General features: G+C 70.2%; 21 protein-coding genes. 16 read left to right on the top strand and 5 right to left on the bottom strand.

Going from position 1 to position 22,565, the window contains the following annotated elements:
• Positions 1-229: 229 nt before the first annotated feature.
• Positions 230-1,114: a DUF1684 domain-containing protein gene (locus AB0305_RS08175; RefSeq protein WP_364136496.1), complete on the top strand. Its 885-nt coding sequence runs from the start codon at positions 230-232 to the stop codon at positions 1,112-1,114.
• A gap of 39 nt (positions 1,115-1,153) precedes the next feature.
• On the opposite strand, the gene AB0305_RS08180 is transcribed toward AB0305_RS08175, so the two are convergent.
• Both AB0305_RS08180 and AB0305_RS08185 read right to left on the bottom strand, forming a co-directional pair.
• Positions 1,154-2,416, bottom strand: a complete 1,263-nt coding sequence (locus AB0305_RS08180) for an acyl-CoA dehydrogenase family protein (RefSeq protein ID WP_364136494.1) — start codon at positions 2,414-2,416, stop codon at positions 1,154-1,156.
• A complete protein-coding gene (locus tag AB0305_RS08185) occupies positions 2,413-3,210 on the bottom strand; it encodes an SDR family NAD(P)-dependent oxidoreductase (RefSeq protein WP_364136492.1) in 798 nt (265 codons plus the stop codon). The genes AB0305_RS08180 and AB0305_RS08185 overlap by 4 nt, the downstream gene beginning before the upstream one ends.
• A 160-nt stretch (positions 3,211-3,370) precedes the next feature.
• Here AB0305_RS08185 and AB0305_RS08190 point away from each other — a divergent pair, with 160 nt between their 5' ends.
• The 5 genes from AB0305_RS08190 (at position 3,371) to AB0305_RS08210 (ending at position 10,607) form a co-directional block, all read left to right on the top strand.
• Positions 3,371-4,711 (top strand): glycoside hydrolase family 76 protein, encoded by a 1,341-nt coding sequence (locus tag AB0305_RS08190; protein ID WP_364136490.1) that lies wholly within the window; start codon positions 3,371-3,373, stop codon positions 4,709-4,711.
• A 163-nt stretch (positions 4,712-4,874) separates the two neighbouring features.
• A complete protein-coding gene (locus AB0305_RS08195) occupies positions 4,875-5,927 on the top strand; it encodes an iron ABC transporter substrate-binding protein (protein WP_364136488.1) in 1,053 nt (350 codons plus the stop codon).
• A gap of 4 nt (positions 5,928-5,931) precedes the next feature.
• On the top strand, positions 5,932-7,524 hold the full coding sequence (locus AB0305_RS08200; RefSeq protein ID WP_364136486.1) for an iron ABC transporter permease: 1,593 nt from the start codon (positions 5,932-5,934) through the stop codon (positions 7,522-7,524).
• Positions 7,521-8,696 carry an ABC transporter ATP-binding protein gene (locus tag AB0305_RS08205; RefSeq protein WP_290256697.1) on the top strand — a complete coding sequence of 392 codons (1,176 nt, stop codon included), beginning with the start codon at positions 7,521-7,523 and terminating at the stop codon, positions 8,694-8,696. The genes AB0305_RS08200 and AB0305_RS08205 overlap by 4 nt, the downstream gene beginning before the upstream one ends.
• 36 nt (positions 8,697-8,732) lie before the next feature.
• Positions 8,733-10,607 (top strand): glycogen debranching N-terminal domain-containing protein, encoded by a 1,875-nt coding sequence (locus AB0305_RS08210; protein WP_364136484.1) that lies wholly within the window; start codon positions 8,733-8,735, stop codon positions 10,605-10,607.
• Here AB0305_RS08210 and AB0305_RS08215 read toward each other — a convergent pair.
• Both AB0305_RS08215 and AB0305_RS08220 read right to left on the bottom strand, forming a co-directional pair.
• Positions 10,604-11,323 (bottom strand): phosphatase PAP2 family protein, encoded by a 720-nt coding sequence (locus AB0305_RS08215; RefSeq protein WP_364136482.1) that lies wholly within the window; start codon positions 11,321-11,323, stop codon positions 10,604-10,606. The genes AB0305_RS08210 and AB0305_RS08215 overlap by 4 nt on opposite strands.
• 41 nt (positions 11,324-11,364) lie before the next feature.
• Positions 11,365-12,021 carry a YdeI/OmpD-associated family protein gene (locus AB0305_RS08220; protein WP_364136480.1) on the bottom strand — a complete coding sequence of 219 codons (657 nt, stop codon included), beginning with the start codon at positions 12,019-12,021 and terminating at the stop codon, positions 11,365-11,367.
• Positions 12,022-12,064: 43 nt separating this feature from the next.
• Here AB0305_RS08220 and AB0305_RS08225 point away from each other — a divergent pair, with 43 nt between their 5' ends.
• The 10 genes from AB0305_RS08225 to AB0305_RS08270 all read left to right on the top strand — a co-directional run bounded on the left by AB0305_RS08225 (position 12,065) and on the right by AB0305_RS08270 (position 20,860).
• On the top strand, positions 12,065-12,862 hold the full coding sequence (locus tag AB0305_RS08225) for a VOC family protein (RefSeq protein ID WP_364136478.1): 798 nt from the start codon (positions 12,065-12,067) through the stop codon (positions 12,860-12,862).
• A gap of 46 nt (positions 12,863-12,908) precedes the next feature.
• Positions 12,909-13,448: an NUDIX hydrolase family protein gene (locus tag AB0305_RS08230; RefSeq protein WP_290256702.1), complete on the top strand. Its 540-nt coding sequence runs from the start codon at positions 12,909-12,911 to the stop codon at positions 13,446-13,448.
• 98 nt (positions 13,449-13,546) lie between these two features.
• Positions 13,547-14,578: a DUF6707 family protein gene (locus tag AB0305_RS08235; RefSeq protein WP_364136476.1), complete on the top strand. Its 1,032-nt coding sequence runs from the start codon at positions 13,547-13,549 to the stop codon at positions 14,576-14,578.
• Between the two features lie 63 nt (positions 14,579-14,641).
• Positions 14,642-15,367: an SRPBCC domain-containing protein gene (locus AB0305_RS08240; protein WP_364136474.1), complete on the top strand. Its 726-nt coding sequence runs from the start codon at positions 14,642-14,644 to the stop codon at positions 15,365-15,367.
• Positions 15,368-15,484: 117 nt separating this feature from the next.
• Positions 15,485-16,783: a tRNA guanosine(34) transglycosylase Tgt gene (gene tgt, locus AB0305_RS08245; protein ID WP_364136472.1), complete on the top strand. Its 1,299-nt coding sequence runs from the start codon at positions 15,485-15,487 to the stop codon at positions 16,781-16,783.
• A gap of 22 nt (positions 16,784-16,805) precedes the next feature.
• On the top strand, positions 16,806-17,555 hold the full coding sequence (locus AB0305_RS08250) for a dienelactone hydrolase family protein (protein ID WP_364136470.1): 750 nt from the start codon (positions 16,806-16,808) through the stop codon (positions 17,553-17,555).
• Between the two features lie 216 nt (positions 17,556-17,771).
• Positions 17,772-18,734, top strand: a complete 963-nt coding sequence (locus AB0305_RS08255) for a type IV toxin-antitoxin system AbiEi family antitoxin domain-containing protein (protein WP_364136468.1) — start codon at positions 17,772-17,774, stop codon at positions 18,732-18,734.
• 115 nt (positions 18,735-18,849) lie between these two features.
• Positions 18,850-19,509, top strand: a complete 660-nt coding sequence (locus AB0305_RS08260) for a TetR family transcriptional regulator (RefSeq protein ID WP_364136466.1) — start codon at positions 18,850-18,852, stop codon at positions 19,507-19,509.
• Positions 19,510-19,535: 26 nt separating this feature from the next.
• Positions 19,536-20,438, top strand: coding sequence for a TIGR01777 family oxidoreductase (locus AB0305_RS08265; protein WP_364136464.1), 903 nt, complete (start codon positions 19,536-19,538; stop codon positions 20,436-20,438).
• Positions 20,435-20,860, top strand: a complete 426-nt coding sequence (locus AB0305_RS08270; protein ID WP_366172367.1) for a hypothetical protein — start codon at positions 20,435-20,437, stop codon at positions 20,858-20,860. The genes AB0305_RS08265 and AB0305_RS08270 overlap by 4 nt, the downstream gene beginning before the upstream one ends.
• Positions 20,861-21,006: 146 nt before the next feature.
• Here the strand turns inward: AB0305_RS08270 and AB0305_RS08275 are convergent, their stop codons facing one another.
• Entirely contained in the window at positions 21,007-22,422 is a 1,416-nt protein-coding gene (locus tag AB0305_RS08275) for an MFS transporter (protein WP_364136460.1), read from the bottom strand.
• Positions 22,423-22,565: the final 143 nt, after the last annotated feature.

The following is a 22,565-nucleotide window of genomic DNA, read 5'->3' on the forward strand; positions in this document are numbered from 1 at the left end:
CTGGAGCACGTGGACGGGGTCTGGTCCGGGCAGCTGCACGCCGCCGCCAAGGCCACCGCGGAGCAGTTGGTGGCAGCCGCCGTCGCCGTCCCCCGCTGACCCGCCTCGCACAACGCAACCGCCCCTCCCCCTGCCCGCCCCACCCAACTAGCTCGCAGCAGAAGCCGTTTTGGGCCCTCATAACGGCCTCTACTGCCAGTCAGTTGGGCTGAAACCCCCGGAGATGACCATGACCCCCGCTGACGCACAGGACGCCGGATCCCAGCACGTCGACGCACAACCAGCCGACCCGCAGCTGGCCCGCTGGCGGCGGTTCCGCACCAACCGCGACGCCGCCCTGGCCACCGAATTCGGCTGGCTGACCCTGACGTCGTTCCAGTGGCTCGCGGATGAGGCGTCCACCCTTGAGCTGGTTCCGGGCCTCTGGTGGACGGACGGCACGACGGCGTTCCTCACCGCCGCGGCCGTGGACGGCCTGACCCTGGTGGAGACCGGAGAGCCGGTGGACGGGACCATCAGCGCGGGTTTGGCCGACGAGGAATCCCTGATCTGGGTGCAGTTCGGCGGCACGGACGGGACCCAGGTGCGGGTGGAGCTGGCCATGCGTGGCGGGAAGTACGCCATTCGGACACGTGACTCCCGGTCTCCGGTGTTCACGGACTTCGGCGGCGTCCCCACCTTCGGCTATCGGCCGGACCTGGTGGTTGAGGCGCGGTTTGAGCCGTACCCGGAGCCGGTGGACGTCCCGATCGGCACCGCGAACCCGCTGGTGGACGGGGTGCACCGCAGCGTCGGCGAACTCGTCTTCCGACTGCCCGGCAGCAACCATGAGTACCGGCTGCAGGCCGAGGAGGATAAGCTCGGGGCCCTGACGGTGACGTTCCACGACGAGACAAACGGCGACTCGACCGATGAGTGGCGCAAGGTCTCCACCGCCCGCCCGCGGCCGGACGGAACCGTGGTCCTGGACTTCAACCGGGCCATCAACTACCCCAGCGCTTTCACCCCGTACGGCACCTGCCCCATGCCGGTGAAGAACAATAGCCTGGACTACCGGATCGAGGCCGGGGAACGGGTGCCTGACGGCGCCCCGGAGGACGCCGTCGGCAACTGACAGCCGCAGCGCGATGCGGCCCGCCCAAGGTCGAGTGCCTTAGACGATCGCCGAGACCCCGGTGACGGCCCGGCCGGCGATCAGGGTGTTGATCTCGAAGGAGCCCTCGTAGGTGTAGATCGCCTCGGCGTCGGCGAAGATCTTGGCCATCCGGTAGTCGGTGACTATTCCGTTGCCGCCCAGCAGTGACCGCCCCATCGCCACGGTCTCCCGCATCCGGGCGCTGGCGTAGGACTTCGCAAGGGCCACCTGCGGCATGTCCGCGGCGCCGGCGTCCTCCAGCTGGGCGATCCGCACCATCATCCCGGTGCTCGCCACCGCATTGCCCAGCATGGTCACCAGCTGCTGCTGCACCAGTTGGAATTTCGCCAGCGGCCGGCCGAACTGGCGGCGTTCGACGGCGTACTGCCGGGCGACGTCGAACGCGGCCAGCTGCTGGCCCACCGCCTGCCACGCCACCATGATCCGGGAGCCGCGCAGCAGCTCGTTGGTGTCCTCGAAGCTGCTGATGCCGGCGAAGCGGTCCGCTTCGGCCACCCGCACGTCGGTGAAGACGATGTCCGCGTTCTGCACGGTCCGCAGCGCGATCTTGTTCTCGATCCGGCTGCGGCTCACCCCGGGGAGGGTGGCGTCGACGATGAAGCCGCGGATGGCGCCGTCGGCCTCGTCGCGGGCCCAGACCAGCATGTAGTCGCAGAAGGTGCCGTTGCCGATCCAGCGCTTGGCGCCGTTGAGCACCCAGTAATCGCCCTTGTCCCCGCCGGAGACGCGCCGGGCGCTGGTTTCCATGCCGCCGGCGACGTCGGAGCCGTGGTTCGGCTCGGTCAGGGCGAAGGCGCCGGTGGTGCGCAGGCTGGCCGCGTCCGCCAGCAGCCGGGAACGCTGGTCCTCGGAACCGAACTCGTAGAGCGACTCGACGAACAGGTCGTGGTGCACCAGGAAGAAGGTGGCCAGGGAGGTGTCCACCCGGGTGATCTCGGCGATGACGATCCCGGCGAAGAGGTTGCTGTAGCCGCGCTGGACCGGCGTGCTGAGCTCCAGGGCGGCGAGCTTGGGCAGGATGTGCGCGGGGAATTCGGCGCGGTTCCACCAGTCCTCCGCGTAGGGCGCCACCTCGCGGGCCAGGAAGCCGCGCAGTTCGGCCAGCTTGGCGCGTTCGACGTCGCTGAGCAGCGCCTCGTAGCCGAAGAAATCCGCGCCGGGCAGGTCCGGAAGCCCGCCGGCGGCCTCGGAAACAGCAGCCTCCTGCGCCCGGCCCGCCTGCGCCTGCTCTCCTTGCACCCGGTCCATCGCGAGCGTCACTTCGGGCCCATCCGGATGGCGCCGTCCAGCCGGATGGTCTCGCCGTTGAGCATGGCGTTGTCCACGATGTGCGCGGCGAGGTTGGCGTACTCCGCGGGCCGACCCAGCCGGGACGGGTGCGGCACCTGGTGGCCCAGGGAATCCTGCGCCTCCTGCGGCAGCCCGGCCATCATGGGAGTCTCAAAGATGCCCGGCGCGATGGTCACCACGCGGATCAGCGAGCGCGCCAGTTCGCGGGCGATCGGCAGCGTCATGGCGGCGACGGCGCCCTTGGAGGCCGCATAGGCGGGCTGGCCGATCTGGCCGTCGAAGGCCGCGACGGAGGCGGTGTTGATGATGACGCCGCGTTCGGGGCCGCCGAGCACCGTGGCCACCGGCTCGGTGGCGGCCATCGCGGCGGCGGCCAGCCGGATGACGTTGAAGGTGCCCACCAGATTGACCTGGATGACGCGGTTGAAGGCCTCCAGCGGCAGGACGCCGTCGCGGCCCAGGACCTTGCCCGGGGTGCCGATCCCGGCGCAGTTCACCACGATGCGCAGCGGGCCCAGCTCCGCGGCGGCGTCGACGGCGGCCTGCACCTGCTCCTCGTTGGTGACGTCCGCGGGCACGAACACGGCCCGGTTCCCGGCGGCACCCTCCATCCCGTTCAGTTCGGCGGCGAGGCTCTCCCCCGCGGCGCCGGGCAGGTCCACCAGGACCACCGAGGCCCCGGCGTCGAAGAGCCTGCGTGCGGTGGCGGCGCCCAGCCCGGACGCGCCGCCCGTGATCAGTGCGACGGTACCCAAGACGTCCATACATCCTCCTTGATGTGGAAACCCCTGCCCGGCCGCACAAGGCCGGCCGGGCCGCGGCGTCCGGAAACGTTAGTTAGTACACGTTAACTGGAATTGACACAGAGCGCACCCATTCGTGGAGATTCCGCGCCGCGGGCACCCCCGCCACTACTCTGGGACCATGACCGCAGCCGCCGCCCATACCCCTGCCCCGAACTGGTCCTTCCGCGCCGACGAAGCCGCGCGTTCGGTGACCCGGCTGTTCGGCCAGCGCCTCTTCTTCCTCCCCGGCACCCACATCGGCGCCATCGTCCGCCCCTCAAGCCGGCTGAAGAACCTCTCCCGGCCTTGGCACTACTGGCGGCAGGCGCATTACGTGGACTGCCTGGTCGACGCCGGGCGGCGGGAACTCGGCGTCGCGGGCCACACCCCGGCGCACTTCGACGGCAAGAACCTGCCCAGCGCCGGCAAGCTGGCCTCCCGCCTGCTCAACGGCATACGGGTGCGGAACCTCTTCACCGTGGTCAACAGCTACTACGACGACATGGCCTGGCTGGCCCTGGCCACCCGGCGGCTGGAACTCCTGGCCCAGGACGGCCGCAAGAGCGCCGGCCGCCGCCGCAACGCCCGGGTCCTCACCCGGCTGGGGGCACAGTTCGACGCCGCCTCCACCGACGACCTGGGCGGGGGCACCTTCTGGAGCAAGAAGCGGGACTTCAAGAACACCCCGGCGACCGGGCCGGTGGCGCTGCACTACGCCCGGACCGGCCAGGCGGCGCGGGCCCAGTCGCTGCTGGACTGGCTGGACGCCAAGCTGCTGGATCCGGAGCAGGGCCTCTACCGGGACGGCCTGCGAATTGTGCCGGAGGGGGAACCCCGGCTCGAAGAGGCCGTCTACACCTACAACCAGGGCCCGGTGCTGGGGGCCCTGCTGGAGCTCGGCGGCGAGGGGAACCTGGCACGGGCGCAGGAACTGATCACCGCGGTCCGCGAGCACCTGACCGTGGACGCACCCCTGCTGGGCCGCCGCGGCGAAGTGGTCCGCGGCGAGGGAACGGGCGACGGCGGCCTCTTCAGCGGGATTCTGGTGCGCTACCTGGCACTCGCCGCGGTGGACGAGCGGCTCCCGGAGGAGACCCGGGCGACGGCGGCGCGGCTGGTCACGGACACGGCGGAGGCCTTCTGGGAGGGCCGGCGCGTGGTCGGCGCGAACGAGCCGCTGGCCCGCAACGGCGCCCGGCTGGTCTTCTCCGCCCGGCCCGAGCTCCCCGCGCGCCGCACCTACCCGGCAGGCGCCGACGTCGAACTCTCCACCCAGCTGCAGGCCTGGATGGTCCTTGAAGCCGCGGCCTCGATCGCGCCCCGCCTGCCCGCGATCGTCGACGCCGCCGACGCGGAGCAGCCGGCGGAAGGACAGCCGGACGAGGGACAAACGGGCGCAGCGGCGCAGCCGGAAACGCCCGCCGATCCCGCGTCGGCCGCCGTCGACGCCACGGCCCCGCGGGAACACGAAACCAATTAAGTCACGCAATAGTTTCGTAATTCGTGTGATCTCCCTCACTTAAGGCGCTCTCGGCTTGGTTGCTTAGGTTTGGCTAACCTACAGTTTTTTGTAGTGAGCATGCCCTAACCTCCCGCTCACGGAGGCGGGTTCCTACGACCTTTTCCTTGCAGAAAGCAGCCCCATGAAGATCCGCAAGAACGCGCTGGCAGGCGTCGCCCTCGCCGCCACCGCCGCGCTCGGCCTCGCAGCCTGTGGCTCCGGTTCGTCCTCCTCCGGCAGCAGCGCCGGCGCCGACGGCAAGCCCTCCGGTGAGATCACGGTCTACAACGCCCAGCACGAATCCCTCACCAAGGAGTGGGTGGACGAGTTCACCGCCGAGACCGGCGTGAAGGTGACGCTCCGCCAGGGTTCGGACACCGAGATGTCCAACCAGATCATCCAGGAGGGCCAGGCCACCCGCGCCGACGTCTTCCTGACCGAGAACTCCCCGGCCATGGCCCAGGTGGAGAACGCCGGCCTCTTCGCCGATGTGGACCCGGCCACCGTCGGCCAGGTCCCCGCCGAGTTCCGCCCGTCCACCAACAAGTGGACCGGCATCGCCGCCCGCTCCACCGTCCTGGTCTACGACAAGACCAAGATCAGCGAAGACAAGCTGCCCAAGTCCATGCTGGACCTGGCCAACCCGGAGTGGAAGGGCAAGTGGGCCGCGTCGCCGTCGGGCGCCGACTTCCAGGCGATCGTCTCCGCGCTGCTCGAACTCAAGGGTGAGGCCGCCACGGAGGCCTGGCTCAAGGGCATGAAGGACAATTTCAAGTCCTACAAGGGCAACAGCACGGCCATGAAGGCCGTCAACGCCGGCGAGGTGGACGCCGCCCTGATCTACCACTACTACTACTACGGCGACCAGGCGAAGACCGGCGAGAACTCGAACAAGGTCACGCCGTACTTCTTCAAGAACCAGGACCCGGGCGCGTTCCTCTCCGTCTCCGGCGGCGGCGTGCTGAAGTCCTCGAAGAATGCCGGCGCGGCCCAGGCCTTCCTGAAGTTCATCACCGGGAAGAAGGGCCAGGAGATCCTGCAGAAGGGCACCTCCTTCGAGTATGCAATCGCCTCCGATGTGCCGTCGAATGACAAGCTGGTCCCGATCAAGGACCTGCAGGCACCCAAGGTCGATCCGGCCAAGCTCAACTCCGCCAAGGTCACCGATCTGATGACCAAGGCAGGACTGCTCTAAACCAGTGACCAAGACGCTGGCGGCTCCCGGGACCACCGGAAGCACGACGACGGCGGGCCGGGGCAAGAGCCCCCGCCCGCCGTTCGGCGTGTCCGTGGTGGCCATCCTGGCGGTCCTGATCGCCCTGTTCTCCCTCCTCCCCCTGGGCTACGTGGCGGTGATGACCGTCGCCACCGGCTGGGACACCGCCGTCAGCCTGATCTTCCGGGCGCGGGTGGGTGAGCTGCTGCTGAACACCGTGCTGCTGATGGTCTTCACCGTCCCGCTCTGCCTGGTGATCGGCGTCGGCGGGGCGTGGCTGGTGGAACGGACCACGCTCAAGGGCCGCCGGGGGTGGGCCGTGCTGCTGGCCGCTCCCCTGGCCATCCCGGCGTTCGTCAACAGCTACGCGTGGGTCTCCGCCGTCCCGTCACTGGGCGGCCTGTGGTCCGGGGTCCTGATCGCCACGCTGTCCTACTTCCCGCTGGTCTACATTCCGGCCGCGGCCACCCTCAGCCGGCTGGACCCGGCGATCGAACAGTCCGCCGCGTCCCTGGGGCTGGGCGCGTGGCGGGCGTTCTTCCGGGTGGTGCTGCCGCAACTGCGGATCGCGATGACCGGCGGGGCGCTGCTGGTGGCGCTGCACCTGCTGGCTGAATACGGGGCCTTCGCGATGATCCGCTTCGACACCTTCACCACCGCGATCATGGTCCAGTACCAGTCCACCTTCAACGGGGCCGCCGGCAACATGCTGGCCAGCGTGTTGGTGTTCTTCTGCCTGATCCTGCTGCTGGTGGAGGTCCGCGGCCGCGGCACCGCCCGCTACGCCCGGGTGGGCTCCGGGGCCCAGGCGAGGGCCCTGCGGCTGCCGCTGCGCTTCTACCAGGCACCCGCCCAGCTGTTCCTGCTGGCCGTCACCGCGCTGGCGTTCGGCCTGCCGCTGACCTTCGTGGTGCGCTGGATCGTCGCCGGCGGCGCGGACATCTGGTCCGCCGATGAGTTCCTGCCCGCGCTGCTACAGACCCTGGGCTACGGGCTGGCCGGGGCCGCCGCCACCACCGTCGTCGCGTTCCCGATGGCCTACCTCGCGGTGCGCCGGCCCAGCTGGTTCAGCAAGGCCCTGGAGCTCTCGAACTACGTCACCAGCTCGATGCCCGGGATCGTCGTCGGCCTGGCCTTCGTAACCGTCAGCATCCGGGTGGCGCCGGACCTGTACCAGACCACCACGCTGCTGATCGCCGCCTACGTGCTGTTGTTCCTGCCCCGGGCGCTGGTGAACCTCCGCTCCGGGCTGGCCCAGGCACCCAAGGAACTGGACGAGGCCGCCCAGGCCCTGGGCAAGCCGCCGCTGCTGGCGTTCCTGCGCGTCACCCTGCGGCTGACCGCCCCGGCGGCGGCCGGCGGTGCCGCGCTGGTGTTCCTGGCGATCGTGAACGAATTGACGGCCACGCTGCTGCTCTCCCCGAATGGCACGCGCACCCTGGCCACCGAATTCTGGAGCAAGAGCAGCGAGATCGACTACGCCGGCGCCGCACCGTATGCGCTGCTGATGATCCTGCTCTCCGCCCCGATGACCTACCTCCTCTTCCAGCAGTCCAAGAAAGCAGCGGGACAGTGACCGAACAACACCCCTCCCGGCTTCCGGAGCCCCGGATCGCCGCCTCCGTGGCCCCCAGCACCAACAGCCACCTGGAGGTCGCGGCCGTGACCAAGAACTTCGGTTCGCAGGCCGTGCTGAAGGGCGTCAACCTCTCCGTGGCCCGCGGCGGCACGACGGCGATCGTGGGCCCGTCGGGGTCGGGCAAGACCACGCTGCTGCGGCTGATCGCCGGGTTCGAGCACCCGGACACCGGCAGCATCTCCCTGGGCGGGCAGAAAGTGGCCGGCGACGGCGTCTGGGTACCCGCGCACAAGCGGCAGGTGGGCTACGTGGCGCAGGACGGCGCGCTCTTCCCGCACCTGACCGTGGGCCAGAACGTCGCGTTCGGGCTCGACGCCGGCAAGCTCCCGGGCGGGCACCGCGGCGTCAAGGCGCGGGTGGCCGAGCTGCTGGAGATGGTGGCGCTGGACCCGGCCATGGCCAGGCGCCGGCCGCACCAGCTCTCCGGCGGCCAGCAGCAGCGCGTGGCGCTGGCCCGCGCCCTGGCCCGCGAACCGGAGCTGATGCTCCTGGACGAGCCGTTCTCCGCCCTCGACGCCGGCCTGCGGGTGGCCACCCGCCGCACCGTGGGCAAGGTCCTCCAGGACGCCGGGGTCACCACCATCCTGGTCACCCACGACCAGGCCGAGGCGCTCTCCTTCGCAGACCAGGTGGCCGTGATGCGCGGCGGCAAGCTCGCCCAGATCGGCAACCCGTTCGTGGTCTACACCCGCCCCGCGGACCGGGCGACGGCGGAGTTCCTGGGCGACGCCGTGATCCTGGACGCCTGGATGGAAGGGTCCCTGGCCACCTGCTCGCTCGGCGGCATCCCGGTCCGCCGCCCGCCGGCGCAGGGACGGGTCCAGCTGATGCTGCGGCCCGAACAGATCCGGATCGCCGAGGACGGACCCATCCGCGGCACCGTCGTGGACACCGACTACTTCGGCCCCGAAACCACGGTCCGGCTCCAGCTCCCCGTCCCGGCGAAGCTGGCCGAGGGCGACGTGGCGGACCACCGCTACCCCGGCGGCGGCGAAATCATCACCATCCGGCACTGGAACGCCTCGATCGCCCGCCCCGGTACCGAGCTGTGCCTGCGCGTGGTGGGCGAGGCCGTGGCCTTCCCGGTCGAGGACACCCCGCAGGCCTAGGACCCTCCCGGGACCTCCGGGTCCTAGGCTGGTCGGATGAGCGTACAACCAGCCCTGCACCGCCAGCACTGTTCCGTGGCCGCCCCCACCCAGCTCTGGCTGGACGCCGAGGGCCGGCTGGCCGACGGTGGCGGCTGGTTCACCGGCCTGCTCCACGGGGACACCCGGATGCTGAGCCGGGCCGAGACCACGGTCAACGGCTTCGCCCCCGAACCGGCCACGGTGGAGCCGGCGCCCGGCGGGGTGCTCACCGTGCGCGGCCTGGTCCGCGGCATCGAGGGCCCCACCGAGGATCCCGCCGTCGAACTCGTCCAGACCTGGACCGTGACCCCCGGCGCCGTCCGCGTCTCGCTCCGGCTGGCCACCTCGCTGCCGCAGCTGGACGCCGAGGTCCGGGTCCGGCTGGCGGCCGACTTCACGGACATGGCCGCCATCCGGCTGGGCCGCTTCCGCGAGCCGCTGGAGCCCGTGTCCGCGGATGGGTCCTCGCTGCGGTGGGCCGAGGAGGGCAAAACCCTGACCGTCGCCGCGCCGGACCGGGTGGAGGACGGTTGCCTGGTCTGGCGCGGCACAGCGTCCGCCGGGCGCCCGATGGAGGCCGAGTGGCAGGCCACCCTGACCGACACCGGCGACGCCGTCGTCCCCGCACACGTCCCGGCGGCCCGGTCCGTCCGCGACCGCCCGGCCGGGCCGCTGGGCGCCCTGCTGGATAACTCCCTCGACGAGCTGGACGGGCTGCGGCTGGCCACCCGCACGGCCCCTGACGCCCCGTTCCTCGCCGCCGGCGCCCCCTGGTACTTCACCCTGTTCGGCCGGGACTCGCTCTGGGCCGCGCGGCTGCTGCTGCCCTTGGACGCGGCCCTCGCCGCGGGGACCCTGCGTGCCCTCGCCGCCTACCAGGGCACGAAGACGGACCCCGCCGCGGCGGAGGAGCCCGGCAAGATCCTGCACGAGTTGCGGGCCAAGGAACTGATTCTCGAGAGCCAGGCGCTGCGGCTGCCGCCGGTGTACTTCGGCGCCGTGGACTCCACGCCGCTGTGGCTGTGCCTGCTGGGCGAGCTCGGCCGCGCCGGCACCGACGACGCAGCGGTCCGCTCCCTCCTGCCCAACGCCGCGCGCGCCGCGGACTGGCTGCTGGCGGCGGGGGCGGCGGGGCGCAACGCCGGCAACGGCGGGTTCCTCAGCTACCAGGACACCTCCGGCCACGGGCTGAGCAACCAGGGCTGGAAGGACTCCCGCGACGCCATGCAGTTCCGCGACGGGCTTCAGGCGGACGGGCCGATCGCCCTCGCCGAGGTCCAGGGGTACGCCTACCAGGCCGCCCTGGAGGCCGCGGACCTCTTCGACGCCTACGGCGAACCGGGCGCCGCGGAGCTGCGGGACTTCGCCGCGGGGCTCAGGGATGCCTTCCGCGAGCGCTTCTGGGTGGAGGACGACGGCGGCCGGTTCCCCGCCATGGCACTGGACGGCCACGGCACCCCGCTGGATGTTCCCGGCTCGAACATGGGCCACCTGCTCGGCACCGGGATCCTCGACCCCGCCGAGTCCCGGCTGGTGGCGGACCGGCTGCTGAGCCCGGAGCTGTTCTCCGGTTACGGCCTGCACACCCTCTCCCGCCGGGCCACCGGGTTCTGGCCGTTCAGCTACCACTGCGGATCGGTCTGGAGCCACGACACGGCCATTGCGGTGCGCGGACTCCTGGCCGAGGGATTCACCGAGGAGGCGCGGGTGCTGGCCGAGGGGCTGCTGGCGGCGTCCGCGGCCTTCGGCCACCGCCTCCCGGAGCTCTTCGCCGGCGTGAGTGCGGCGGAGTCGCGCACGGCGGTGCCGTATCCGGCCTCGTGCCACCCGCAGGCGTGGTCCTCGGCCTCGGCAGTGGTCCTGGCGCAGGCCCTCGGGGTGGCCTTCTAGGCGTCCGGCGACGTGCGCCGGGCGCTGCGGAGCCCGTCGACCAGGACCGCGACGCCGGCGAGCGCCACCGCCAGGCCCAGCGAGGCCACCACGTCGGTCAGCCAGTGGTAGCCCAGGTAGAGCCGGCTGAAGCCGACCACCAGCGTTCCCAGCACGGCACCGGCCAAGGCCAGGGCCGCCGTCGAACGCCGTGCCGGGCGGGCGGCCGCGCTGCCGAGCAGCAGGTACCCGAGGACCAGCAGGAACACCCCAGCGCCGAGCGTGTGGCCGGAGGGGAAGGACAGCGCGTCGTCCGGGCCCATCAGGAAGTCAGAGGCGGACGGCCGGGCGCGGGAGACCATCTGCTTGACCAGGGTGGTGGCACCGGCCGCGGCCAGCACCGCCGCCAGGAGCAGTCCGGGGCGCCAGAGTTCGCGCCGGAGCAGCGCCCAGCCGAGGGCCAGCAGGCCGCCGACTACCGTGAGCACGGCCGGCGCGGTGACGGTGCTCACCGCACTGAGGACGGCGGTGGCAAGCGGGGACCGGTGGTCCACCAGGGCGTCGTGGATCCCGCCGTCGAATACGGCCAGCCCGGAGTTGGTCTGAATGCTGGCTACCATCAGCCAGAAGACGGCCTCCCCGGCCACCAGCAGGGCCGCGGCGGAGAAGAACACCATTCGCTGCGAGGGCGGGGTCCGGAGGGCTCCGCGCTGCCGCTGGCGTTCGGTAATAGGCACTGGTCCACCTTGCCACATCCGGCTGTCCGCCCTCCGTGCGGTTACCGGGAACTCCCCGGGCCCGAATCCTCCGGGTCTTGGCTCGCAGGGCGCTGATTCTCCGGGCCGCGGGGTTTGCGCGCCTGCGGGTGCGGGGTCTCGTGACGGGCCAGCATCTCGACGAACCCGGCGATCTTCCGCTCCCGCGTGGCGGCCTGCTTCACGGCGTTGGTCCGGTAGATCAGCGCGTACCGGTTGACGGAGGTGAGGACCTCGAACATGGCCTGCGCCCGCGGGTCCGCCGCGATCGCCGCGGCAAGGTCCGCCGGCATCTCGGCGGTTGCCTGACTCTCGTAGGCGGCCTCCCAGCGGCCGTCCGCCTTGGCGCTCTCGACGGCGGCGCGTCCCGCGGGGGCCATCCGCCCCTCCGCCTCGAGCCGCGCGATCCGGTCCACGTTCCGGGCCGACCACACACTCTTCGGACCCCGGCGGGTCATCCGCTGGAACGAGCTCTCCTCGTCCCGGCGCCGGCCCTGCCCGTCGATCCAGCCGAAGCAGAGTGCCTCCTGCAGGGCGGCCTCGTAGTCCAGCTCGGTGACCGAGCCGCCCTTCTTGTGCAGCACCAGCCACACGCCGGGGCTGGTCCCGTGGTGGTCCTGCAGCCATGCCCGCCATGCGGCGGCGTCCTTCACCAGCAGTTCCATCAGCTCAACAGCCATGGCACTATTGTGCTCCCGGCCCACACCCACGAGGGAGACCCCCATGCTGCGCGTCCGTCCCATCCACTACACCTCCCGCATGGACGAGTGGGAGCGGCTGCTGACCGCGCTTGGCCTGGTCAAGACGGTGGACGACGCCACCTGGCGCGAGTTCGACGCCGGGTCCGGCCGCCTGGCGCTGCATTTCGCCGAGGCCGGCTCCGCGGAGGACGGCAGCACCGATTTCGGCGTCGAGGTCGGGGACCTGGCCGAATTCGCCCGCCGCACCGCGGAATCCGCCGGCACCGCCGGGGCTTCCGACCGTTCCGGCCAGGGCACCCGGGCGGAGGTCCTCGACGCCGAGCACGGCTCCACCTGCAAGATCACCGCCGCCGACGGGTTCAGCTTCCTGGCCGATCCCGCGGTCCGCGCGGCCGACGGCGGCTGGGGCGGCGCGCCGGACGCGGACCCGGACCTCGCCGTCGTCGGCCTCTGGTTCGCCGCGGATCCCGCCATCGCCGCCCGCACGCTGCGGGACATCGGCGCCCGCCCGCGCCCTGTCCCCGGCACCGGGGCCGCCACCGGCAGCGCGGAGGAAGCCGAGTCCTTTACCGCCAAGAACGGCGGGATCTTGATGATCGGGACGGGCGCACCGGGTGCGGGACAGGCTGCGGCGAGGCTCGCGTTCGAGTACGCCGGCGACCTCGGCGAACTGCGCCGCCGGCTCGAGGATGCCGGGGAGGATGTGGCCCTGGTGGAGGAGTCCCCTGTGCCGCTGCTGCACCTGGCCAACCCCGACGCGGAGGCCGCCGCCGCGCACGCCCACCCGCTCTGGATCTCCCGGGCCCCGGCGGCGGACTGACCCCGTCCACCACGTCCGTCCAGCCCGGATGGGGTAGAACTTAAGCATGAACGTGCGCACCCCCGACCCGAATCCCGGCTGGCTCTCCGACGACGACCTCTTCGAGGCCAGGGGCCGGTTGCCGATGGTCTACGTCGAGGCCGTCCCGGTCCGGCTGGACCCGCTCGGGTTCGTGAACGAGGTGGGCACGCTGTTGCAGGCCGACGAGGACGGCACCATGGTCCGCTCCCTGGTCTCCGGCCGCGTCCTGTACCGCGAAACCATCCGCGCCGCACTGCTGCGGCACATGGAAAAGGACCTCGGCCCGCTGGCGTTCCCGCAGCTGCCGGTCAGCCCCGTGCCGTTCACCGTGGCCGAATACTTCCCCTCCCCCTCCCACACCGGCTACACGGACGACCGGCAGCACGCCGTCGCCCTGGCTTACGTCATCCCGGTCACCGGCGAGTGCTCCCCGCGCCAGGACGCGCTCGAACTGACCTGGATGACCCCGGATGAGGTGCTCCGCTCCGACGTCCAGCTAGAGTTCAGCGGCGGCCGCGGCGCCCTGATCCGCCAGGCCCTGGCGTTCGCCGGCGTCGGCCACTAGCTTCCGCGGCGCCGGGGCCCAGTCGTCCCGCGTCCCCGATCCGGCGCGCCGGTCTTTGTAGACTGGTGGGCGGACCGAAAAGAATTTGAGGACTCCAGATGACCCACCCCACAGCTTCCGTGAACTATGGAGAACGGCAGGCGGGATCTCTGCGGACCGGGGATCTGCTGCTCCTGCCCGACGCGACGCGCACCGCCGAAATCGCCAGCGTCGCCGTCGATAACGACGACTTCGGCACCCCCGCCCTGGTGCGGGCCACCCTGACCGGCGGCGGCGTGCTCAGCATCGCGGCCGGGTCCACGGTGCTGATCCAGGAACCGGAATCCTCGGGAGGATCAACCGCGTCGGCCGGCGATTCCCCCGCCGACATTCCTTCAGCTCCCGGTGCGGCGGAGTCCGTCTCCGCGGCCGACGACGGCACCCCCGCGCAGGCCGACGCCGACGCGTCCCTGCCCGCCGTCGTCGTACCCCCGCCGCCTGCCTCGCCGCCGGCCGTCGTCGGCCCCAGCGAAGCGGACCTGGCCCTCATCCCCACCGCCGAGGGCACGCCCGAATCCGTCGTGGAGGCCGCCGCCGACGCGCACCCCAAGGATGCCGGGGTGCTTCTGCTCAGCGACCGGCTGGCCAAGGGCATCAACACCAAGTCCGGCAGCTGCCTCAAGGACCTCAGCGACCTGGCCCACGAGCTCTTCGTGGTCCTCGGCGACGCGGAGCACGCCCTGGCCGTCGCGGACCTGCTCACCGTGCTGCCGTTCGACGGCAACCCGGGCCGCTGGGCCTCCGTGGAGGCCGCCCTGGCGCTGGCCAGCTACATCTGCCGGCAGCGCGGCGACGACGAACGCGCCGCCGTGTACGAGAAGTTCCTCCGTGCCCCCGACGCCATGGAAACGGACCCGTTCAAGGCCCGGATCAACGCCAAGGTCCGGCAGCGGTCGCTGAACGAGCCGAACCTGTACGACAAGGAAATCTTCCGCGCGATCGACAACTCCAACCGGGACGCCGAGCGGGAATGGCGGCTGCTGCGGCTTGAGGCCCTGCTGTTCCTGCGCGCCCACGGCGGATCCCAGACCATCGGGGGCGCCGAACTGGAACGCCGGATCACCAACGAACTGGATTTCGTCCGCGGCTGATCACCGGCACTCCGTCCGGCCCGGCCCTACCCGTGGGGATGGGGTCGGAGTACATTCGGGCCCATGACGAACAATCTGTCCGTGGTGATCAACGCCGACGCGCAGCAGGTCTGGACCATGCTGCGGGAACCCGCGAAGGTGGCCCAGTGGCACGGCTGGGAGGCCGAGGACCAGGCGGCGGAGATCAACGCCATCTACTTCGGTCCCAAGGTCATCGAAAGCGCGGACCACACCTCCCTGGTGGTCGACGGCGCTGACATCTTCACTCTCAAGCCCGTCCCCGGCGGCACCGAGGTCAGCATCACCCGCGCCGCCGTGGACCACAACTCCGAGTGGGCCGCCTGGGACGAGGACATCACCCAGGGCTGGTTGACCTTCCTGCACCAGCTCCGTTTCGCCCTCGAACGCCATCCAAACGGCCTCCGGAGGACGCTCTTCTTCGCCGTCCCGGGCACCGCGGGCTCGGTGATCGACAAGCTCGGCGTGGGCGATGTCCCGGCCGCCGGCGGCCCCTACTCCCTGACCCTGGCTACCGGGGAAGCGGTTTCCGGCAAGGTCTGGTTCCGCAGCAACCACCAGGTTGGGCTGACGGTCCAGAGCTACGCCGAGCACGGCGAGGGCCTCGTGATCATCGCAGACCAGCCCGCCATCCCCGAGCTCCGCCCTGACGGCGGATCCCTGGTGATCGTGTCCACCTACGGGCTCGGCGCGCACCGGCTTGAGGAGATCCGCGCAGGATGGGATTCCTGGCGCGCGGCGAACTACCCCTCCACCGACCCCGTCGCCTGAGGCGGAGCACCTGCGGCGGAGCACATGCGGCGGAGCACCCGGGGCGGCGCACCCAGCGCATCCGGGGCCACCCTCCCTGAGGTGGGGCTTCGGCGCGGCAACTGGCACACTTGAACGGTGCCTGCGAATCCTGAAACCACCCGCTCCTCCGCCCTGCCCGCCAAGCAGTCCGACTTCTCCTTCCGGGTGGGCAAGCGCCTGAGCGAGACCTGCTCGCCGACGCCGGAGCAGGTGGCGGAGAACGGCGGGGCCTTCCTGGGCCGGACCGGCACCATCAGCACCCCGCACGGCGAGATCCAGACCCCGGCGTTCATCGCCGTCGGCACCAAGGCCACGGTCAAATCGGTGCTGCCGGAGTCCATCGCCGAGCTCGGCGCCCAGGCCGTGCTGGCCAACGCCTACCACCTGTACCTGCAGCCGGGCGCGGACATCCTGGACGAGGCCGGCGGCCTCGGGGCGTTCATGAACTGGCGCGGGCCCACTTTCACCGACTCCGGCGGATTCCAGGTGATGAGCCTGGGCTCGGGGTTCAAGAAGGTCATCGACATGAAGTCGGTGGACCATTCGGGGCCCGACGACGCCGTCGCCCCCGGCAAGGAACGCCTGGCCCACGTGGACGAGGAAGGCGTGTGGTTCAAGAGCCACCTCAACGGCGACCGGCACCGCTTCAGCCCAGAGATTTCGATGAACGTCCAGCACCAGATCGGCGCGGACATCATGTTCGCCTTCGACGAGCTCACCACGCTGCAGAACTCCCGCGGCTACCAGGAGGAGTCCCTGGAACGCACCCGCCGCTGGGCCGAACGCTGCATCACCGAGCACTTCCGGCTCACGGAACAGCGCGCCGGCAAGCCCTACCAGGCGCTGTTCGGCGTGATCCAGGGCGCCCAGTACGAGGACCTGCGCCGCAAGGCCTGCCGCGACCTCGGCGCGATGAACTTTGACGGCTTCGGCATCGGCGGCGCGCTGGAGAAGGAGAACCTGGGCACGATCGTGCGCTGGTGCAACGAGGAGCTGCCGGAGAACAAGCCGCGGCACCTGCTGGGCATCTCCGAACCGGACGACATCTTCACCGCCATCGAGAACGGCGCGGACACCTTCGACTGCGTCTCCCCCACCCGGGTGGCCCGCAACTCGGCGTTCTACCACCCCACCGGCCGCTACAACCTCTCCGGCGCCAAGTACAAGCGCGACTTTGGCCCGCTGCAGGAAGGCTGCGACTGCTACGCCTGCCTGAACTACTCCCGCGCCTACATCCACCACCTGTTCAAGGCCAAGGAGATGGTCTCCGCCACGCTGATCTCCATCCACAACGAGCGCTTCGTGGTGAAGATGGTGGACGACGCCCGGCTCGCCATCGAGGCCGGCAGCTTCTTCGAGTTCAAGGCCGAGACCCTGCGCCGGTATTACTCCTAGGCCCGTCGGGTAGGCTGGCCCGATGTTTATCGAGATTCCTGCCGCAGACGGCACCGCCGAGGCCATCGTCGCCCGCCCCACCACCGGTGAGGGCCCGTTCCCCGGCGTCATCTTCTACATGGACGCCTTCGGCCTCCGCCCGCGCATCCAGGAGATGGCGCAGCGGATCGCGGACTGGGGCTACGTGGTGCTGGCCCCGAACGTCTTCTACCGCGAGGGCACGGCCACCGAGCTGGCACCGGCCGGCGACATGAGCACCCCGGAGGGCCGGGAAGCCGCCGGCGCCGCCGCGTTCCCGCGCGTCGGCCGCCTCACCAGCGACAAGGCCGTCCCGGACATCGACGCGTGGGTCCGGGATCTGCGCGAGCTCGACGGCGTCTCCGAGGGACCGATTGGCGTCACCGGCTACTGCATGGGTGCACGCCTCGCGGTCCGCACCGCCACCGCCCACCCGGACCAGGTCGCGGCCTGCGGCGGTTTCCACGGCGGCGGCCTCGCCACGGACGAGCCGGACAGCCCGCACCTGGGCCTGGAGCACGCGCGGGCCACCTTCGTCTTCGGCCACGCGGACAAGGACCGGAGCATGGACACCGACGCCGTCGCCCGGCTGGGTGAGGCGCTGAACGCCGCCGGCCTGACCGCCAGCAACAAAATCTACGAGGGCGCCCCGCACGGCTACTCGATGGCGGACACCTCCGCCTTCCACCCCGAGGCCACCGAGCGGCACTTCCGCGAACTCCGCGAGTTGCTGGACTCCACGCTCAAGGGTTAGCCCGCAGGACCGGGTCCACGGCTAGGAACCCGGGTCCCTCCGGCGTCGTTCCCTGCCCTTCCCTTCCCCGGCCTCCCCTGCCCGCCCATTTCGATGGTTCCCTGCCACCTAGACGCTCCTGAACGTCTACCCGGCGGGGAACCGTCGAAGCGGCGGGTATCCACATAGCCACGGTGAGCCCTAGCTGACACGGGATGCCTTCCCGAAGCTGGGGGCATGGCCCCAACACTTCCGCCGACACCGGACCTGTGGCGCACGGACCAACTCCTTGCCGCCGGATTCACGTCCCGCACCATCGCCCGGCTGGTGCAGGATGGCAGGCTCGTCCGGGTGCGCCGCGGCTGCTATGCCCGTGGCGAGTGGTGGCGGGGCCTCACCGGCACCGACCGGCGTCGTCAACTGGTCTTCGCCCACGCGTTGGGGACACTGACGACGTCGGCGGGCGCCTTCGCCTACAGCCACCTGTCCGCTGCCGCCCTTCACGGCCTGAACCTGTGGAAGGCCGAGCAGCGCGTCCATCTCACCCAGGCGGGCACACCGTCCCCGGTCTCCCATGGACGGGACGTGGCCGCCCATACCGGCGCCCTGTCGAGCGGTGATCTGTGTTTCGTGGCGGGGTTGCCCTGCACGTCGCTGGAACGCACGGTGGTGGACTGTTGCCGGATGTTCTCCGTGCAGCAGTCCGTCATCCTGGTCGACCACGCCGCCCGGCTTGGCGCCGACATGGACCTTCTGCGATCCATATGTGCAGGGCTCGCCGGGCGAAACGGCGTGCTGGCACTGCGCCGCGCCCTGCAATTGGCTGACCCGAGGGCCGAGTCGGCCGGCGAAAGCCTGACCCGGGAGTTGCTGGACCGGTTAGGGATCGAGCCGCCCGAGCTGCAATATGTAGTGCGCACGCCGCTGGGCGAGCACCGGATGGACTTTGCCTGGCCGGAGCTCCGGGTGGCTCTGGAGTTCGACGGGCGGGCAAAGTACTTCGACTACGGTCCGGTGGCGGACGCCGTCTTTGCCGAGCGGCGGCGCGAGAAGGCCCTGATGGAGCAGGGCTGGACCTTCCGAAGGATCGAGTGGAAAGACCTGTTTAACGAGGTGGAATTCAAGTACCGGGTCCTGCGCGCTCTCGGCAAGGCCAGGGAGGGTGACGCGAACCCGCTTCGACGGTTCCGCGCCGGATAGACGCTTCCGCCCATCGGTCCGGCGGCTAACCGTCGAAACGGGGACCAGCCGGCGCTTATTGAACATGTTCAAATAACCTGCGATACTTTTTGAACACGTTCAGAAATGGGGAATCATGGCGGCGAAGAGCGAACAGACCCGGCAGCGTGTGGCCGAGACCGCGTTGCGGATGTTCCGTGAGATCGGTTTCGAGCAGACCACCATGCGCGCCATCGCGGCTGAAGCCGGAGTGTCGGTCGGAAACGCCTACTACTACTTCGCTTCGAAGGATGAACTCGTCCAGGAGCTTTACCAGCGGATCCAGGCCGACCACGCCGCCCGGGCGGCGGAGGCCCTCGACGGGATCCACGACCTTCGCGACCGGCTCAAGGCCACCTTGCATGCCGGACTGGACACCATGGCGCCCTACCATCGCTTCGGCGCCGAATTCATCGCCACCGCAATCCGCCCCACGTCCCCGACCAACCCCTTCAACCCGGCCTCGTCCGATGCCCGAAAGGCAGCGCAGCAGATCTTCGTCGAGGTCGTCGAGGGAGCCACACCCGCACCGCCGCGCCGCCTGCGATCCGAACTGCCCGGCCTGCTCTGGATGGCCTACATGGGAGTCACCCTGTTCTGGGTCTACGACACCTCGGAGGGCCAACGCCGGACCCGGATTATGGTGGACGGCATCGCCCCGCTGGTGGCGCGGGGGGTCTCACTGGCCCGCATCCCCGGAGTGGGAAAGATCCTGGACGACGCGATGGGCCTCGCCCGCGCGCTCCGCACCGACTGACGCATCATCACCGAATTGGGGGATTCATGGAGAGCACGACAGTAGTCATCGCCGGGGCATCCGGTTTCATCGGGACCTACGTCTCCCGTCGCTTCGCCGAGGACGGGTGGAACGTCAGGACCATTGGCCGGTCCCAGCGAGCGTCGGCGGCGTGGGGCGACAACACCGCAATCACGACGGTGCTGGAAGGAGCTGACCTGCTGGTCAACCTCGCCGGACGCACGGTGGACTGCCGGTACAACCGCCGCAACCGGGCCGAGATCCTTGAGTCCCGGGTCTCCACGACGGGCGCCCTGGGAACAGCTCTCTCCCGGTGTTCCGCTCCGCCGCGGACCTGGCTCAACGCCAGTACCGGCACCATCTACCGAGACGCCCGCGATCGGCCACAAACCGAAGACGACGGGGAGCTCGGCGAGGGATTCTCCGTGGACGTGGCCCGCGCCTGGGAAACGGCCCTGGCGGAAGCCCCCGCGCCCGCGACCCGGAAGGTGGCCCTCCGGATCGCCATTGTCCTAGGCCCGGGCGGCGGCGTGATGCGGCCGTTCGCGACTCTGGCCCGGCTGGGTCTCGGCGGCCGCATGGGCGTCGGCGCCCAGAAGTTCAGCTGGATCCACGTCGAGGACCTGTACCGGACCATCCGCTTCCTCCACCTCCGGAAAGAGCTGGAAGGGCCGGTCAATGTTGCCGCGCCGGCCGCCGTCAGCAACCGCGAGCTGATGCGGTCGGTGCGCCGCGCCTACAGGATGCCCCTGGGGCTGCCCACGCCCGCCTGGCTGCTGAAGGTTGGCGCGATCGTCATCCGCACCGAAACCGAGCTGGTCCTGAAAAGCCGGTGGGTCGAGCCCCGCAAGCTCCTCGACGCGGGCTTCACCTACCGCTACCCGACACTCGATAGGGCCCTGAACGCCAGCCGCGGGCGTCAGGGATGAACCGCCCGATCCGAGTGGAATTGGTCCCGAGTGCCGTCTGGGTCGGGATTCTGGTCACCCATGTCGCCTTTTGCCTAGTCTTCAGCCTGGAGACTCTGTTCCTGCCGCCTTCAGCACTCGACGCAGGGTCCCTTTTCCTTGCCGCAATGATGTTTGGGGCCATACCCGCCGTCGTCGTTGGGTGGGCTCTCGGGCTGCCGTTGGGCGTCCTGCTGCAACCGGTTCGCAACCAGTGGTGGCATGTGGGCGCATTCGCCGTGCTCGGCGCAATCATCACGCTGCCGTTTGGGGTCTTCGAGGACCCGCCCATGCCTCTGGCCACGATCGCGATGGTCCCCGCCGCGGCCTTGGGCCGGTTCAGCGTTTGGCGCCTGGCCCGCATCAGGAACGACGACGGCGCGGCGCCGGCTCCTGGGGTCTGATCCCGGAGCCGGCTCCGCACCGTCGCCGTACTTATCCAACTCTTAGCCGGGGCGAACCCTCGGCCGCACCTTGCCCGTTTCGACGGTTCCCTGCCAATTAGACGTCTAGAGGCGTCGATCCGGCAGGGAACCGTCGAAGTGGCGGACTATCGCCGCGGGGTGTCCAGGACGCCGTCGTCGTCCCGCTCCGGTGAGGCGGCAACGCCCGCGCCCACGGCCGCCGGCTGGTCCCAGGCGTGGCCCTGTTCGTGGTCCAGGTGCGTGGACTTCTTGTTCTTCAGCGCGAAGATGTAGACCAGCAGCGAGATCGCGATGGCCACCGTGACGTAGGTGAAGAACAGGTCTTCCCGGCCCTCCTTCTGCAGCGCCGCGCCGATCAGCGGGACGGTGCCGCCGAAGAGCGAGTTGGCGATCGCGTAGCCCAGGCCGACGCCGAGGGCGCGGATGGAGGCCGGGAACAGCTCGGCCTTCACCAGGGCGTTGATCGAGGTGTAACCGCCGACGATCAGCAGTCCGCCCATCATCAGCAGGAAGGCCGTGAACGGGTTCTTGGTGCCCGCGAGGGTGGAGAGCAGTGGCCAGGTGAAGAGCACGCCGGTGATGCCGAACCAGAGCAGGAGCGGCTTGCGGCCCACCTTGTCCGAGATGATGCCGTAGACCGGCTGGAGCAGCATGAAGATGAACAGCGCCCAGAAGTTGATCACCGAGGTGTCGGTCTTGGCGATGCCGGAGGTGTCATTCATGAACTTCAGGATGAAGTTTGTGTAGGTGTAGAACGCCACGGTGCCGCCGAGGGTGATGCCGATGCAGACCAACAGCGGCTTCCAGTAGCTGGTGAACAGCAGCTTCATGGTGCCCGGCTGGGCCTGGCCCGGAACGGCGGGGACCTTGGCGGCCTTGATCTGCTCCTCGGAGACGGTTTCCTCCATGGAACGGCGCAGCCACAGCACCACCAGGGCCGCGACGCCGCCGATAGCGAACGGGATCCGCCAGCCCCACTCGCCGAGGTCGGCCTTGGGCATGACGTTCTGCAGCACCACCAGGACCAGCAGGGCCAGCATCTGGCCGCCGATCAGCGTGACGTACTGGAAGCTGGAGAAGAAGCCGCGGCGCTTGGTGGTGGCGGCCTCGGACATGTAGGTGGCGCTGGTGCCGTATTCGCCGCCGACGGAGAACCCCTGGAGGACGCGGATCAGGACCAGCAGGATCATGGCCCACAGCCCGATTACCTGCTGGGTGGGCAGGATGGCGATGGCGAAGGACCCGGCGGACATCATCGTCACGCTCAGGGTCAGCGCCGCCTTGCGGCCCTTGCGGTCGGCGTAGCGGCCGAAGAACCAGGCGCCGATGGGGCGCATCAGGAACGACGTCGAGAAGACGGCCATGGCCTCGAGCCCGGCCTGCAGGTCGTCCTTGGAGTTGAAGAAGTGGGACTGGAAATAGGCCGCGAAGGCCGTGTAGACGTAGACGTCATACCATTCCACGAGGTTGCCCGCGGAGCCTTTGAGGATGTTGCCGACGGCCTTCCGGGTCTGGGCCGCTTCGGTCGGTTGGGTGCTCATCGATGAACCTTCCTGGATTCGGCGCCGCCAGCGAGCAACGCCGCCCGCCACCTTACGTCCCGTGATCCAGAACACTCCCGTTTAGTTCATATTGGTCATGCGCACAATGCGGAGCACTTTTCGGCAGTGGCAGGATGGAGCCA

The sequence above is a fragment of the Arthrobacter sp. NPDC080086 genome, assembly GCF_040702285.1.

What these genes read in the sequence shown, in the direction of transcription:
- AB0305_RS08270 (WP_366172367.1), top strand. Translation starts at nt 20,435, where the DNA reads ATGAACCGCCCGATCCGAGTGGAATTGGTCCCGAGTGCCGTCTGGGTC.
- AB0305_RS08190 (WP_364136490.1), top strand. Translation starts at nt 3,371, where the DNA reads ATGACCGCAGCCGCCGCCCATACCCCTGCCCCGAACTGGTCCTTCCGC.
- AB0305_RS08240 (WP_364136474.1), top strand. Translation starts at nt 14,642, where the DNA reads ATGACGAACAATCTGTCCGTGGTGATCAACGCCGACGCGCAGCAGGTC.
- AB0305_RS08185 (WP_364136492.1), bottom strand. Translation starts at nt 3,210, where the DNA reads ATGGACGTCTTGGGTACCGTCGCACTGATCACGGGCGGCGCGTCCGGG.
- AB0305_RS08220 (WP_364136480.1), bottom strand. Translation starts at nt 12,021, where the DNA reads ATGGCTGTTGAGCTGATGGAACTGCTGGTGAAGGACGCCGCCGCATGG.
- AB0305_RS08260 (WP_364136466.1), top strand. Translation starts at nt 18,850, where the DNA reads ATGGCGGCGAAGAGCGAACAGACCCGGCAGCGTGTGGCCGAGACCGCG.
- AB0305_RS08265 (WP_364136464.1), top strand. Translation starts at nt 19,536, where the DNA reads ATGGAGAGCACGACAGTAGTCATCGCCGGGGCATCCGGTTTCATCGGG.
- AB0305_RS08210 (WP_364136484.1), top strand. Translation starts at nt 8,733, where the DNA reads ATGAGCGTACAACCAGCCCTGCACCGCCAGCACTGTTCCGTGGCCGCC.
- AB0305_RS08235 (WP_364136476.1), top strand. Translation starts at nt 13,547, where the DNA reads ATGACCCACCCCACAGCTTCCGTGAACTATGGAGAACGGCAGGCGGGA.
- AB0305_RS08175 (WP_364136496.1), top strand. Translation starts at nt 230, where the DNA reads ATGACCCCCGCTGACGCACAGGACGCCGGATCCCAGCACGTCGACGCA.
- AB0305_RS08230 (WP_290256702.1), top strand. Translation starts at nt 12,909, where the DNA reads ATGAACGTGCGCACCCCCGACCCGAATCCCGGCTGGCTCTCCGACGAC.
- AB0305_RS08275 (WP_364136460.1), bottom strand. Translation starts at nt 22,422, where the DNA reads ATGAGCACCCAACCGACCGAAGCGGCCCAGACCCGGAAGGCCGTCGGC.
- AB0305_RS08255 (WP_364136468.1), top strand. Translation starts at nt 17,772, where the DNA reads ATGGCCCCAACACTTCCGCCGACACCGGACCTGTGGCGCACGGACCAA.
- AB0305_RS08225 (WP_364136478.1), top strand. Translation starts at nt 12,065, where the DNA reads ATGCTGCGCGTCCGTCCCATCCACTACACCTCCCGCATGGACGAGTGG.
- AB0305_RS08195 (WP_364136488.1), top strand. Translation starts at nt 4,875, where the DNA reads ATGAAGATCCGCAAGAACGCGCTGGCAGGCGTCGCCCTCGCCGCCACC.
- AB0305_RS08250 (WP_364136470.1), top strand. Translation starts at nt 16,806, where the DNA reads ATGTTTATCGAGATTCCTGCCGCAGACGGCACCGCCGAGGCCATCGTC.